The sequence below is a fragment of the uncultured Campylobacter sp. genome (assembly GCF_938030785.1).
Taxonomy (GTDB): domain Bacteria; phylum Campylobacterota; class Campylobacteria; order Campylobacterales; family Campylobacteraceae; genus Campylobacter_B.
The window spans coordinates 1-13,590 of sequence record NZ_CALHIK010000060.1; the positions used below are offsets into that span (position 1 = coordinate 1).

The following is a 13,590-nucleotide window of genomic DNA, read 5'->3' on the forward strand; positions in this document are numbered from 1 at the left end:
AAGAATATCAGGCGATGCGCGACGCGAGTTTTAAAATTTTACGCGAGATCGGCGTAGATACGGGCGGCTCAAACGTGCAGTTTGCGGTGAATCCGCAAACGGGGCGGATGATCGTCATCGAGATGAACCCGCGCGTAAGCCGCAGCTCGGCTCTCGCGTCCAAAGCCACGGGCTATCCGATCGCCAAGGTCGCTACGATGCTGGCGGTGGGCTTTAGCCTGGACGAGATCAAAAACGACATCACCGGCACGCCCGCGAGCTTCGAGCCGGTGATCGATTATATCGTGACTAAAATTCCGCGCTTTGCGTTTGAGAAATTTCCTGGCGCAAACCCGTATCTCGGCACTGCGATGAAAAGTATCGGCGAGGTGATGGCGATCGGGCGTAGCTTTAAAGAGAGCATCCAAAAGGCGCTGTGTTCGCTGGAAAAGGGCTACTTCGGCTTCGTAGAATTAAATTTAAGCGAAAAAGATCTCATCTTCGGGCTTCGCAATGCGCAACAAGATAGAATTTTATATATCGCTCAGGGCTTTAGAGCGGGTATGAGCGTGGATCAAATTTACGAGCTTAGCAAGATCGATCACTGGTTTTTGAGCCAGATCGAGCAGATCGTAAAATTTGAAGAGCGCATCGATATGGAGATCATCAACGATGCGGCGCTTTTGAGACAGGCTAAGAGCTGGGGCTTTAGCGATAAGATGATCGCAAATTTAATCAACAAAAAAGATAGTCTGGGCCTTACGCAAAACGATATCCATTTTGCCTGCGCCAGACAGGGCATCGACCTTGAATACAACGAAGTAGATACCTGTGCGGGCGAGTTTGCGGCGCTTACGCCCTATCTATACTCCAGCACCAACATAACGCCAGCCATCGCGAGCCGTAAAATTTCAAAAGATAATAAAAAGGTCCTCATCATCGGCGGCGGTCCGAACCGCATCGGGCAGGGTATCGAGTTTGACTACTGCTGCGTGCACGCTAGCTACGCTCTGCGCGATATGGGGATTACCACGATAATGTATAACTGCAACCCAGAAACCGTCAGCACCGACTACGACACGAGCGATATTTTATACTTCGAGCCGATCGATTTCGAGCACGTTAGAGCGGTCATCGAGGCTGAAAGCCCCGACGGCGTGATCGTGCATTTTGGAGGCCAAACGCCGCTAAAGCTCGCCAAACGCCTAAGCACCGTAGGAGCCAAGATCATCGGCACGAGCGCGCGCACGATAGATGTAGCGGAGGACCGTAAGAAATTTAGCGAGTTCATCGCAAGTATCGGTGTCAAGCAGCCCAAAAACGATACCGCCATAAGCGAAGCCGAAGCGATCGAAAAGGCCGCTGCGATCGGCTACCCCGTGCTCGTGCGCCCTAGCTACGTGCTCGGCGGTCGCGCGATGAGGCGCGTGCATAGCGAAGCGGAGCTTAGGCAGTATATGAGCGAGGCGGTGCGTGTGAGCAACCACTCGCCCGTGCTGATAGATAAATTTTTGCTTGACGCGACCGAGCTTGACGTCGATGCGATCTGCGACGGGCGCGACGTATATATCGGCGCGATAATGGAGCATATCGAAGAGGCGGGCATTCACAGCGGCGATAGCGCGAGCATTTTGCCGCCGCTTAGCCTAAGTGCGGAGATGATTGATCTGGTAGGCCGCCAAACCAAAGAGATCGCGCTAAATCTCGGCGTCGTGGGGCTTATGAATATTCAATTCGCGATTTTTGAAAACGAGCTTTACATCATCGAGGTAAATCCGCGCGCGAGCCGCACCGTGCCGTTTGTAAGCAAGGCGACGGGAATTCCGATGGCAAAGGTCGCTACCCGCGTAATGTGGCAAGGGGGTCTGCGCGAGGCTTTGAAATTTTACGACGAGTTCGGCGTGCTGGTCGAAGAGAAGGGGATTTTAAAGCCGCGTATTAAAAACCATATCTGCGTCAAAGAGAGCGTTTTTCCTTTCAACAAGCTTGCAGGCGCGGATTTGATTTTGGGGCCTGAGATGAAAAGCACCGGTGAGGTGATGGGTATCGGAGAAAATTTCGCCAAAAGCTTTGCCAAATCGCAAATCGGCGCTAGCAATGCACTTCCAAGCGGCGGCAAGGTATTTTTGTCGCTCGCAGATCACGACAAGCTGCGAGCCGTGGAGCTTGCACGCGCACTTACGGGCGCGGGCTTTAGTATCGCCGCTACGAGCGGTACTCACAAGCTGCTGGGCGAAAACGGCGTGGAGTGCGAGTTTGTCTATAAAATCAGCGAGGGTCGCCCAAATATCGAGGATAAGCTCAAAAACGGCGAAATTTCGCTCGTCATCAACACCAGCGACAGCAAATCAAACTCTACTGACGCCGCAAAGATTCGCCAAAGCGTGCTGCGCTTCAGGCTGCCGTATTTTACGACGATGAAGGCGGCGATCGCCGCTACGCGCTCGATCTGCTCGATAAAGGACGACTCCGCGCTTGAAGTTAAAACGCTACAGGAGTATCTAAGCGGCAGGTAGCGCGAGCAGACTTCCGCCGGCACCGTGCCGCGATGAAATTTTAAAATTTTAATCCACTTTTAGATTTAAATTTACGGCTGCGCAAATTTGGCGCATAAAAAAGCGCCTTTGCGGATTAAATTTTACTTGCGCTCTTACAGCTGGCGGTTGAGTGAGTGCAAGCTCGGTGCGGCCCGTTTGCGCGAAAGGAGACATCGTTGGATTTAAAAATTTATTACGACGGCTGGCAGATGGAGCGCTGCGGCGCCCGCCTAGAAATAGAGATTTATCTCGCGCGTTTGCTAGCCTTCGCCCGCCAGCTCGTAGTGAGTGAAGATCAATTTGCCCTCGCGATAGTCGATATCGTAAATTTGCGACGTTATCTCGCCCGCGCCGTCGATTTTTGGCTCAAAGCCCGCTAGAGGGATCTCGGCGATGAACTCAAATTCTATCGCATCAAAAAGATAGTGGCGAAAGTAGCCGTCGTCGCGCACGAGCCAAATTTTATCGCTAAGCGGCGTGATACCGCCCAGCATAAACTCCCGCGTCTCGCCGTCCAGCGCGAACTCCTCGGGGAAGCTAAATTTGCGCAGCGGCTTTAGCTGCGGGTAGCTCACGACGGCGATCTTTTGCTCGTATAAATTTAGCAACACCGCTTCGCTCACTCACTCGCATTTTTGATTATTTTCGCGCTCTTGCTCAGTTTCTTGCATGCGTTTTTATCGGCGTTTTAGCTCGCCGTTTTGTTTATCTTTGCATTCGCGATCCGGCGCGCATTTTTGTTCAAGCTCGTCGTTTTCGCCGCCTTTGCCTTCGGTCGCAAACAAAAAACTAAAGCCCTCTTCGAGCTCGGCGGTCAAATTTAGCTCGCTTCCGTCCGCGCGTAGCAAAAACGATCTGCTGCCGTCCTGCCCGGCGCCGAGACCTACCGCCGTGTCGCCTATTTCGGGCAGCTCATCCATCCACACGCCCGAGTTTCTAAGCTCATCGGACAGAGCTAAATTCGATTTTAACTCGCCGTCGTAGTCGTAAATCAATATCGTGATTTGCTCGCCGTCGCGGCGCGCCAGTCAAATTTGAGCCGCGCGGGGTTCGAATTTCGCGTAGATGATCGGCTCCTGAAGGCTAAATTTAAGCTTGCGATCAAAGTCGTAAATTTTAAAATTTAGCTCCTCGCCGCTGTTGTTATCGCTCCAAACGGCGAGGAGTTTTGAGGCGGCATCGATGTGGGAGCAAAATTTACTCGCGCCAAAGTCCGCAGCGCTTATGCCGCCGCTTCTAGGATCGCTCTTAAGTTCGGTAAAATCGCTGATTACTATCATGAAATGCCTTTAAATTTGATTGCATAGCGCACAAGAACAAATTTAGCGCGCCGCGGCGGATAAGCGGATAAATTTAAAATTTAGTTTCTCTTTTGAACCTTCGCTTTGCCCTTGTCTTTGCCGCTTTGAGGTTGGGCTTGCGGGCGCTCGATGATGCGGATATTGGCGTTTGAGCGGAGTCTGTCGTTAAACTCGGCGACCGCTTTTTTGCGCTCGGAGGTTACGTAGCCCTCGATCGCTCTGTCTTGCACGCTATCGAAATCAAGCGTACGAAGCCCCTTTTTGTCGTTTACGTAAAACATCTCGTAGCCGTTGCGCGTAGGGATGATCGGCGAAAATTTGCCCTGCTCGACATTCGTGACGATATATTTCAGCCCCTCGTCCATTTGGTTTGCTTTTAGGGTTCCTTGCATCACGTAAACATCGCTCGGACGGAGCTTCGGATTTGCGCGGATCTTATCGAGCGGAGCCTGAGATTTCGCGATATAGCGAGTAAGGGTGATGCTGTCGAAGGTCGTAAACAAAGAGCTATTTTGCGTGTAGAATTTTTTGACGTTTTCAGGGGTAGTTTTGCGCTGAATGTCCGCAAATATCGAGTTATAGAGCTTTTCTTCAAGCAGGGTGCGGCGGACGTTTTCTCTAAAATCGGCGTAATTCATCCCCTGACTTTCTACCGCGGTTTTTAGCTGATCAAAGCTTAGCTTGTTTTGCTCGGCGATCGCTTTTAGCCTAGCATCTACTTCCGCGTCGTTTGCGGCGATGCCGCGGCGCTTGATCTCGGATTGTTGAAGCTTTTGTCCGATTAAAATTTCCATCGCGGCTTGCGGTGAAGCGCCCGTTAATTTCTGGACCTTTACCAGCTCGTAGTTCGTGATAGGCTCGTTATCTACCACGGCGATGACGCCGTTTACTACTTCAGCGTTCGCACAAACGGCGCAGATCATTGCGGAAAAAAGCAGTTTTTTTATCATTTTCAACCTTTATTTAATCTTTTTGCTTTATAATTACGAAGCCGCGATTATAACATTAAATGGTAATAAATGGTAATTCTTACAAAGGAAATTTATGATAGTAACTCGTTTTGCGCCTAGTCCTACGGGGTATTTGCATATCGGCGGACTTCGGACGGCGCTTTTTAGTTACCTCTACGCTAGAGCAAACGGCGGCAAATTCCTGCTACGTATCGAGGATACCGATCTGAAGCGCAATTCGCAGGAGGCTGCGCAGGCGATCGAGGAAGCATTTAAGTGGTGCAGTTTGGACTACGACGGACAGGTCGTGTATCAAAGCTCGCGCTTCGATCTTTACAAACAATACGTCCAGAAACTACTGGATGAGGGCAAGGCGTACAGATGCTATATGAGCAAGGATGAGCTGGACGAGCTGCGCGCGCATCAGGAGGCGGCTAAGATACGCCCGCGCTATGATAACCGCTACCGCGACTTTGCGGGTACGCCGCCTGCGGGTATCGAGCCTGTGATCCGCATCAAATCCCCGCTTAGCGGTACGATAGAATTTAACGACGGCATCAAGGGCGATATTAAATTTAACGTAGAGGACATTTTGGATGATTTCATCATCGCCAGAAGCGACGGCACGCCTACGTATAACTTCACGGTCGTGATCGACGACGCGCTGATGGGCGTCACGGACGTGATCCGCGGCGACGATCATCTAAGCAACACCCCGAAGCAGATCGTACTTTATAACGCGCTAGGCTTTAAAATTCCGAAATTTTACCACGTCGCGATGATCAACGGCACCGACGGCAGCAAGCTAAGCAAACGCCACGGCGCTACCGACGTGATGGAGTACAAACGTATGGGCTATCTGCCGCAAGCTCTGCTAAATTTCTTAGTGCGCCTGGGCTGGAGCCACGGAGACGATGAAATTTTTAGCATGGAGGAGATGAAGCGATATTTCGATCCCAGCCATATCAGCAAGAGCTGTAGCACTTTCAACCAAACCAAGCTTGAGTGGCTAAACGCGCATTATATTAAAAGCTCAAGCGACGATGAGCTTGCCGTGCAGCTTGTAGAATTCGGCGTCGATATCCGCTCGCATGCAAAAAAACATCTCATCGCGCAGCAGTACAAACAGCGCGCAAAGACGCTAGTGGAGATGGCTGAAGGCATTAAAGCTCTTCTAGCCCGCCCGAGCTACTACGACGAGAAGGCGTATAAGAAATTTGTAACCGAAAGTTCGCTAAGCTTACTCGCAAAATTTGCGGATACTTTAAGCGCAAATTTAAACGCAAAGGAGTGCGAGGAGGAGACGATGAAATTTTTGGACGCAAACGGCGCCAAGCTAAAAGACCTGGCTCAGCCGCTGCGCGTTGCGATCACGGGGGGAAGCGTAAGTCCGTCGATTTTTGAAATTTGTGAAATTTTAGGAAGCGACGAAGTTAAAACAAGAATTTCAAATTTAATAAAAAAAGGATTATAAAATGGCTAAAGTAAACGTTGAAGCGGCTTTGAAGTACCACATAGGCGGCAAAATCGGAACGAATGTAAAAACACCATGTGCTACGGCGGAGGATTTGGCGCTTGCATATACGCCGGGCGTCGCAGAGCCTTGCAAGGTGATCGAAGGTGATCACGAAGCCGCGTTTAAATACACCAATAAAGCCAATCTCGTAGCCGTCATCACCAACGGCACGGCGGTTTTAGGACTCGGAGATATCGGCGCTATCGCCGGAAAGCCCGTAATGGAGGGCAAGGCGGTTTTGTTTAAAAAATTCGGCGGCGTAGATGCCTTCGATATCGAGATCGACGAAAAAGATCCTAAAAAGATAATTGAAATTTGCAAAGCGCTTGCGCCTACGTTTGGCGGTATAAATTTAGAGGATATTAAAGCTCCCGAGTGCTTCGAGATCGAGCGCGAGCTGCAAAAAGCCGTCGATATCCCCGTCATGCACGACGATCAGCACGGCACCGCGATGATTACGGGTGCAGGACTAATCAACGCCGCTATCATCAGCGGCAAAAAGATCGAGGATATGAAGATCGTAGTCAGCGGCTCTGGCGCTGCGGGCATCGCGTGTGCGAAGATGTATCAAAATTTAGGCGCTAAACATATCATAATGCTTGACTCCAAAGGGGTGATCCACAAGGGTCGCGCTGATCTTACCGAGCAAAAGAAAGAATTTGCCCTAGATACCGCAGATCGCACGCTAGAGGATGCGATTAACGGAGCCGATATGTTTTTGGGTCTTAGCAAGCCGGGCGTTTTAACCAAAGAGATGGTAAAGACAATGGCGGCGCATCCAATCATTTTTGCGCTTGCAAATCCGGTACCGGAAATTTATCCGAGCGAGGTCGAGGAAGTAAGAAGCGACGCGATCGTAGGCACGGGCAGAAGCGACTTTGCAAATCAGATCAATAACGTTTTGGGCTTTCCGTATATCTTCCGCGGCGCGCTTGACGTAAGAGCCAAAAAGATCACCGAAAATATGAAAATTGCGGCCGCTCGCGCGATGGCGGATCTTGCTCGTGAAGAGGTTCCTGCAGAAATCCGCAAGATGCTGGGCAAAGATAGCTTGAAATTCGGCAAAGACTACGTTATCCCAAATCCTTTCGATCCGCGCGTATTTGCCGTGATCTCGACGGCGGTTGCAAAAGCTGCGGTAGATGACGGTGTCGCTCGCGTCAAAGAGTTCGACGCTGCGGCTTATAAAAAGAGCCTAGAAGCCAAAAAGCTATGATTCCTTGCTCCTGCACGAGGCGAGATTAAATTTGAGAGACGCAGATGCAAAATTTAGCTTTACTTACCGATTTTTATCAGCTTAGCATGATGCAGGGCTATTTTTTTACAAAGCCCGATCAGACGGCGGTTTTTGACGTTTTTTATCGCAAAAACCCAAGCGGCGGCGGTTACGCGATATTTTGCGGCCTAAGCGAGGTCGTGGATTATATCGAAAATCTTAAATTTAGCGATGACGACATCGCGTATTTAAAAAGTCTAAATTTATTTAAGCCCGAATTTTTAGAATTTCTAAGAGGCTTTAAATTTAGAGGCGAAATTTACGCAATGGATGAGGGGCAGATCGTATTTCCGCACGAGCCGCTAATCCGCGTCAAAGCAAACATTATGGAAGCGCAGCTCATCGAGACCGCGATCCTAAATACTATAAATTTCCAAACTCTCGTCGCCACGAAAAGCTCGCGCATAAACTTTAGCGCCAAAGGTGATTTGGTGATGGAGTTTGGCTTGCGCCGCGCTCAGGGGCGAAGTGCGGGCATCTATGGCGCAAAGGCTGCGATTATAGGCGGTTGCAGCGCCACGTCAAACGTGCTCGCCGCAAAGAAATTTGACGTCCCTGCGATCGGCACCCACTCGCACTCGTGGATTCAGAGCTTTGATAGCGAGCTGGAGGCATTTCGCGCTTACGCTAAAATTTATCCAGATAGCGCGCTTCTACTCGTCGATACCTACGATACTCTCGCAAGCGGCGTGCCGAATGCGATCAAGGTTTTTGAGGAGCTGCGCGCAAGCGGTCATAAGCCGCTTGGAATCCGCATCGATTCGGGCGATCTGGAGTATCTAACCAAGCAGGCGCGCAAGATGCTCGATGCGGCGGGCTTTAATGACGCAAAGATCACTGCGTCGAATGATCTAGACGAATACGCGATCGATCAGCTCAAGCTTTTCGACGCTAAAATCGATAGCTGGGGCATCGGCACGAGGCTTATTACCGGCGGAGACAGTTCGAGCCTAGGCGGCGTGTATAAGCTAAGCGGTATCGAAAAAGATGGCGAGATCGTGGCTAAGATCAAAATTTCAAACGATCCGCGCAAGATCAATAACCCCGGCTACAAACAGGTCTTTAGGCTCTACGACAAAGATAACGGCATGGCGCTTGCTGATCTGATCACGCTTGATGACGAGAGTATAGACGAGAGCGCGCCGCTTGAAATTTTTCACCCTCTTTACACCTACAAGCGTAAAATTTTAACGAATTTCAGCGCGTATAAGCTTTTGCATCCCGTTTTTAGGGAGGGCAAATTCGTAGGCGTCCGCCGCACGGTAAGCGAGATAGCGCGTTTTAGCAAGGAGCAGAAGAGTAAATTTTGGCTTGAGCACCTTCGCAACGTCCATCCGCAGAGCTACAAAGTGGATCTCTCTCAAAAGCTTTGGGATATTCGAAAATCACTCATCAACGAGTGCAACCTAAATTTAAAGGAAAAATATGTTTAAAGTTCTATCGTGCGCCGCTTTGGCGTTAGTTTTGCTAGGATGCGGCTCAAATCAGCTCCGCCAATCCCCGGATAGCGCTATGAATAAGCAAGCACAGAGCGAAAAAACCATAACCAAAGAGAACGCAAAGACCTTCTATTTCGTCGATGATAAGGGCAAAAAACTATCGCTTAGCTCAAACGACGATTTCAATACCGCCGTGCTAGAGGACGATAGCGGCAAAAGCTACAACCTCAAGCGCGAGCGTGCCGCAGACGGCATCTATATGGAAAACAAAGACGGAGTGAGCATCCACTTCAAAAAAGGTGAGGGCATAGTGGAGTTTATCAAATACAAATCCATCCCGATCACCGAGGTCAAATAAACTTTAAAATTTTTGGTTAAATTCCGATTTAGCGCCGGAATTTAACCCTCTTTTCCTGCGCTAAATTCGGAGAAAGTCATGTTATTAGGCAAAATCGATTATCTAAATTTGCTCCCTTTTCACGTATTTTTAAAATCCCTTCCGCTGCCGTCTTATGTTAAAAAATCGATAGAATTTAAAAAAGGGGTGCCGAGCAAGCTCTGTGCCGATCTTTATAGTCGCAGGATAGACGCCGCGGTGATCTCGAGCATCGAAAGCCGCCGCGCAAAATACCGCAGGCTGCCTCTTGGAATCGTCGCAAAGCGCGAAGTGCTAAGCGTGCTCGTTCGCAAAAACTCGGCGCCCAGGCTCGATCCCGCGTCGATGAGCTCAAATATGCTAGCCCGCATACTGGATCTTAGCGGCGAGGTGTTGATCGGCGATAACGCTTTAAAGGCGCTGCTTTCGCAGGGCAGGGATAAATTTTACGATCTTGGCGAAATTTGGCAGCAGCGCACGGGCCTACCTTTCGTTTTCGGGCGGCTGTGTTGCGTGAAAAACAAAAAAACCTACTCGCGCCTGGCGACGAATTTTTTGCGTTCGCGCATTAAAATTCCAAGATATATCCTGAAAAGCTACGCCCTTTCGCGCGGCATAAAAGAGCGTGAAATTTTAAATTATTTGAAATTTATAAGCTACGAAATCGGCGTCCGCGAGGAGTTGGCGCTGAAAAAATTTATCGCCAAAGCCAAAAAATTAAAATTTAATCCGGTTCAAAAGGAGGAGCTATGAAATCTTACATCGACGGCTTGCTGCTAAATTTAAAGCGCGCTAATCCCGGCCAGGAGGTCTTTATCCAAGCATCGACCGAGATTTTATACTCGCTCATACCGCTTCTAAAGCGCGACGAGCGATATGTGAAAAACAAAATTTTAGAGCGCATTTTAGCGCCCGAGCGCACGATGATGTTTCGCGTCGTCTATATGAGCGACGGCGGCGAGCCCTGCGTGCATACGGGATACCGCATAGAGTTCAACTCCGCTCTGGGCCCTTACAAAGGCGGACTGCGCTTTCATCCGAGCGTAAATTTAGGCGTTTTGAAATTCTTAGGCTTTGAGCAAATTTTTAAAAATTCCCTCACGGGTCTTAATATCGGTGGCGCAAAAGGTGGCGCAAATTTCGATCCCAAGGGCAAGAGCGACGGCGAGATTATGAGATTTTGTCAAGCTTTTATGTTAGAACTTCACCGCCTAATCAGCTCCAATACCGACGTGCCCGCGGGCGACATCGGCGTGGGCGGCCGCGAGATCGGCTATATGTACGGCGCGTATAAAAAGCTCACCCGCAGATTCGACGGCGCGCTTACGGGCAAGGGGCTAAGCTGGGGCGGCAGCCTTGCGCGCACTGAAGCTACGGGCTACGGCTCCGTGTATTTTGCAAACGAGATGCTCTCTACCAGGGGCGATTCGCTGCACGGCAAAATTTGCACGATCTCGGGCGCCGGCAACGTCGCGATCTACACCGCCGAAAAGCTCTATCAGATGCAGGCAAAACCCGTCACCGTAAGCGATTCTACGGGCTTTATCTATGACACCGAGGGAATCGATGTAATGCTTCTTAAAAAGCTAAAAGAGCAGCTGCGCGTAGGGCTTTGCGAATATATCAAGGAGCGTCCTAACGCAAAATTTATCCCAGTTAGCGCCTATCCCGCAGGCCGCAACGGCGTGTGGAGCGTGCCGTGCGATGCGGCATTTCCGAGCGCTACGCAAAACGAGCTTAATCTGCAAGACGCAAAGACTCTCTATGCCAACGGATGTCGCATGGTTTGCGAGGGCGCGAATATGCCAAGCACGCTTGAGGCGATCGATTTTATGCTCGCGCAAAAGGACCTTCTTTTCGGTCCTGCCAAAGCGGCGAATGCGGGCGGCGTGGCTACGAGCGGGCTTGAGATGGCGCAAAACGCGCAGATGGCGTCGTGGAGCTTCGAACAGGTCGATAGCAAGCTGCGCGAGATCATGCGCCACATATTTCGTACCAGCTACGAGACTTCGAAGGAATTCGGCGCGGAGGGCAATCTCGTGCTGGGCTCGAATATCGCGGGCTTTCGCCGCGTAGCCGATGCGATGCTGGATCAAGGTCTGGTTTAAGCTCAACTCGCTTTATTTTGTCAAAAGCAGCAGCTCGCTTTTAAATTTAGCTCTTTAAATTTGCGGCGAGCTTTTGGTTGTTTTGATAAAATTTCAATCGTTTGCGCCGAGGGTATGCGCGCTTCTCGGCATAATTCGCTCTGCGCGGCTTGCGCAGTATCGTGCGCGCTGCGTAAATTTTAAATGACGCCTAGGCGGCGCGGTTTAAAATTTAAGTTGTCGTAGCGTCGATTTTAAATTTAACTGCAAGCGCACAAAGCTCCCGCTGCCAAATTTTATCTTTAAATTTTGCCCGTTAAATTTAGCTTTGAAATTTGACGTTTAAAATTTAACTCGAAGCCGCTTTAAAATTTAGCCTAAATTTTATCTCGGCTCGTCCGCGCAGCGCGTAAATTTAGACCGAACACGGGCTGAGCGTTTACCGCAGTTTGGCATAATGGCGCAAATTTTATCCAAAGGTTGCAATATGAAAAAATTTATGGTTTTACTCGCCGCCGCGGCGCTGTCGCTCGCGCATGCGGATGTTGCGGATATCCTAAAACAGGGCGCGGACGTGCTCGGTGCGACTCAGAGCGGAAACTACAAAGACCTGCTCGCTTCCGCCACAAACCGCGCCGTAGCCGAGCTCGCCAAGGGCTACATCCACAGCAAGACCGCTAAAATCGAGCTTCCTCCTTCGCTGAAGGCTGCTGTGAAGCTTGCGAGAAAGGTGGGCGGCGATAAATGGGAACGCGAGCTCATCGTGAGCATGAATGACGCCGCTACCAAGGCGGTTAGCGGCGCGTCAAAGATATTTTTGCAAGATCTGAAATCTATGAGCGATGCCGACGTTAAAAAGCTCATCGGCGGCGGCGACACGGCGCTTAGCGAGTATTTACAGAGCAAATCGGGCGCGAAGCTGCGGGCGGTTTTTAGACCGATCGTAAGCGATATGATGAGCAAAAACAGCTTCGCGACGGCGTATAATGGGCTAAATTCCTTCGCGCAAAACAAGATCGCGGGCAATGAAGCGGTGCAAAACATCGCGCGCGGGCTGGGCGCAAGCGAGTATCTGCCTAAGCAGGGCGAGGATCTGAACGATTACATCACGCAAAAGACGTTGGACGGGCTATTTGCGGTGATGAGGGAAAAAGAAAGCGCGCTTCGCGGAAGCGCCGTCGGCAAAGGCGCGGGGATTTTGGGCAAGGTGCTGAAATAAAGCTCGCGGCGAGGTTTTGGCGTAAATTTCACCGCATAACTACTTATAATTGCTTTGCTGCCGCCTGCGTAGTCTAAAGCTGTGCGCAAAGTGCCCGCTTGCGCGAAGCGGCTGCTTGCGGCAAATCATCGGGTGCGCGGCGAAATTTAGAAGTTCGTTTGTCGCGCGCTTGGAGCTGTTTGCTTTAGACGATAATCTTAGCGCGGAGTTTAATCCGCGAAATTTGAAACTGTAAAATTTAGAAATTTAGCAAGACGCAAAGGATTTGAAATTTTAAAATTTCACGCGGAGCTTTGGAATTTCGTGCGGCAATTGAATGCGCGTATATCTAGCGCTTACGTCTGAAATTTTAAGAAGCGGCGGAGTATCGGGAAGTATGGGCGGCGGCTGATAAGCGTGTAAGACTAAAGCAAAAAGCTGTCTTGTAAATTTCACTTCTTTCATATCTCTCTTTATGTTCCACAAAACCCGGTTTACTCATTAGTCCTATTATTTTCCGATTCCATTTTTCTTAATTCTTTAAGCGCTCTATTATGGACATTGGCTTTCTTGCAAACTCTGCCCTGGACGGCAATATATCTTACTAAATTTATATCTTTCGTATCGATTGCTATCAATAATCTGCCCATAAGCCTCTCCTCTACAAAAAACGTATAATCGCACTTTGCACACAAATTGCTTTCATAAATTATAAATATTAACACAATTACTACAGCGCAAATTATAAATTTTAATGCTTTGATGATTCCGCTTTTTATCATTTATTTATTCTCCTTATCTTTGTATGTATTCTACTCATACATATCGCCAACGCCAATTTGTGGGGCATTATATCACTTCTTATTTTTAAATTTAAATCTCTTTCGCTTTATTTTTATGAAATTTTCCAGCTGTTTATCGGTAAAATTTA

General features: G+C 49.5%; 14 protein-coding genes. 8 read left to right on the forward strand and 6 right to left on the reverse strand.

Annotation, left to right across the window (positions count from 1 at the left end; translation table 11 throughout):
* The coding region (gene carB, locus Q0438_RS03110; RefSeq protein ID WP_299187272.1) for a carbamoyl-phosphate synthase large subunit at window positions 1-2,495 on the forward strand (2,495 nt) is incomplete at its 5' end.
* Window positions 2,496-2,776: 281 nt separating this feature from the next.
* Here the strand turns inward: carB and Q0438_RS03115 are convergent.
* The 4 genes from Q0438_RS03115 to Q0438_RS03130 form a co-directional block, all read right to left on the reverse strand.
* Window positions 2,777-3,139, reverse strand: coding sequence for a hypothetical protein (locus tag Q0438_RS03115; protein ID WP_299187274.1), 363 nt, complete (start codon window positions 3,137-3,139; stop codon window positions 2,777-2,779).
* A 54-nt stretch (window positions 3,140-3,193) separates the two neighbouring features.
* Window positions 3,194-3,511, reverse strand: a complete 318-nt coding sequence (locus Q0438_RS03120; RefSeq protein WP_299187276.1) for a hypothetical protein — start codon at window positions 3,509-3,511, stop codon at window positions 3,194-3,196.
* Between the two features lie 33 nt (window positions 3,512-3,544).
* Window positions 3,545-3,796: a hypothetical protein gene (locus tag Q0438_RS03125; RefSeq protein WP_299187279.1), complete on the reverse strand. Its 252-nt coding sequence runs from the start codon at window positions 3,794-3,796 to the stop codon at window positions 3,545-3,547.
* 80 nt (window positions 3,797-3,876) lie between these two features.
* Complete coding sequence (locus tag Q0438_RS03130) at window positions 3,877-4,767, reverse strand: peptidyl-prolyl cis-trans isomerase (protein WP_299187282.1); 891 nt, start codon at window positions 4,765-4,767, stop codon at window positions 3,877-3,879.
* 94 nt (window positions 4,768-4,861) lie between these two features.
* Between Q0438_RS03130 and gltX the strand changes: the two genes are divergently transcribed.
* The 7 genes from gltX to Q0438_RS03165 all read left to right on the forward strand — a co-directional run bounded on the left by gltX (window position 4,862) and on the right by Q0438_RS03165 (window position 12,680).
* Entirely contained in the window at window positions 4,862-6,241 is a 1,380-nt protein-coding gene (gene gltX, locus Q0438_RS03135) for a glutamate--tRNA ligase (RefSeq protein ID WP_299187285.1), read from the forward strand.
* 1 nt (window position 6,242) lies between these two features.
* Window positions 6,243-7,499, forward strand: coding sequence for a malic enzyme-like NAD(P)-binding protein (locus tag Q0438_RS03140; protein WP_299187287.1), 1,257 nt, complete (start codon window positions 6,243-6,245; stop codon window positions 7,497-7,499).
* Between the two features lie 44 nt (window positions 7,500-7,543).
* A complete protein-coding gene (locus Q0438_RS03145; protein ID WP_299187288.1) occupies window positions 7,544-8,992 on the forward strand; it encodes a nicotinate phosphoribosyltransferase in 1,449 nt (482 codons plus the stop codon).
* Entirely contained in the window at window positions 8,985-9,356 is a 372-nt protein-coding gene (locus tag Q0438_RS03150; protein ID WP_299187289.1) for a hypothetical protein, read from the forward strand. Before Q0438_RS03145 ends, Q0438_RS03150 begins: the two co-directional genes overlap by 8 nt.
* 78 nt (window positions 9,357-9,434) lie before the next feature.
* The gene (locus Q0438_RS03155; protein ID WP_299187290.1) at window positions 9,435-10,127 is read left to right on the forward strand and encodes an MqnA/MqnD/SBP family protein; all 693 of its coding nucleotides are present in this window, start codon (window positions 9,435-9,437) and stop codon (window positions 10,125-10,127) included.
* Window positions 10,124-11,482, forward strand: a complete 1,359-nt coding sequence (gdhA, locus tag Q0438_RS03160; RefSeq protein ID WP_299187291.1) for an NADP-specific glutamate dehydrogenase — start codon at window positions 10,124-10,126, stop codon at window positions 11,480-11,482. The genes Q0438_RS03155 and gdhA overlap by 4 nt, the downstream gene beginning before the upstream one ends.
* A 466-nt stretch (window positions 11,483-11,948) precedes the next feature.
* A complete protein-coding gene (locus Q0438_RS03165) occupies window positions 11,949-12,680 on the forward strand; it encodes a DUF4197 domain-containing protein (protein WP_299187292.1) in 732 nt (243 codons plus the stop codon).
* Window positions 12,681-12,953: 273 nt separating this feature from the next.
* On the opposite strand, the gene Q0438_RS03170 is transcribed toward Q0438_RS03165, so the two are convergent.
* Window positions 12,954-13,124 carry a hypothetical protein gene (locus Q0438_RS03170; protein ID WP_299187293.1) on the reverse strand — a complete coding sequence of 57 codons (171 nt, stop codon included), beginning with the start codon at window positions 13,122-13,124 and terminating at the stop codon, window positions 12,954-12,956.
* Between the two features lie 29 nt (window positions 13,125-13,153).
* Entirely contained in the window at window positions 13,154-13,441 is a 288-nt protein-coding gene (locus Q0438_RS03175) for a hypothetical protein (RefSeq protein WP_299187295.1), read from the reverse strand.
* Window positions 13,442-13,590: the final 149 nt, after the last annotated feature.

Coding starts and splice junctions, on each gene's coding strand:
- Q0438_RS03125 (WP_299187279.1), bottom strand. CDS start 3,796: ATGATAGTAATCAGCGATTTTACCGAACTTAAGAGCGATCCTAGAAGC.
- Q0438_RS03130 (WP_299187282.1), bottom strand. CDS start 4,767: ATGATAAAAAAACTGCTTTTTTCCGCAATGATCTGCGCCGTTTGTGCG.
- gltX (WP_299187285.1), top strand. CDS start 4,862: ATGATAGTAACTCGTTTTGCGCCTAGTCCTACGGGGTATTTGCATATC.
- Q0438_RS03140 (WP_299187287.1), top strand. CDS start 6,243: ATGGCTAAAGTAAACGTTGAAGCGGCTTTGAAGTACCACATAGGCGGC.
- Q0438_RS03145 (WP_299187288.1), top strand. CDS start 7,544: ATGCAAAATTTAGCTTTACTTACCGATTTTTATCAGCTTAGCATGATG.
- Q0438_RS03150 (WP_299187289.1), top strand. CDS start 8,985: ATGTTTAAAGTTCTATCGTGCGCCGCTTTGGCGTTAGTTTTGCTAGGA.
- Q0438_RS03155 (WP_299187290.1), top strand. CDS start 9,435: ATGTTATTAGGCAAAATCGATTATCTAAATTTGCTCCCTTTTCACGTA.
- gdhA (WP_299187291.1), top strand. CDS start 10,124: ATGAAATCTTACATCGACGGCTTGCTGCTAAATTTAAAGCGCGCTAAT.
- Q0438_RS03165 (WP_299187292.1), top strand. CDS start 11,949: ATGAAAAAATTTATGGTTTTACTCGCCGCCGCGGCGCTGTCGCTCGCG.
- Q0438_RS03170 (WP_299187293.1), bottom strand. CDS start 13,124: ATGAAAGAAGTGAAATTTACAAGACAGCTTTTTGCTTTAGTCTTACAC.
- Q0438_RS03175 (WP_299187295.1), bottom strand. CDS start 13,441: ATGATAAAAAGCGGAATCATCAAAGCATTAAAATTTATAATTTGCGCT.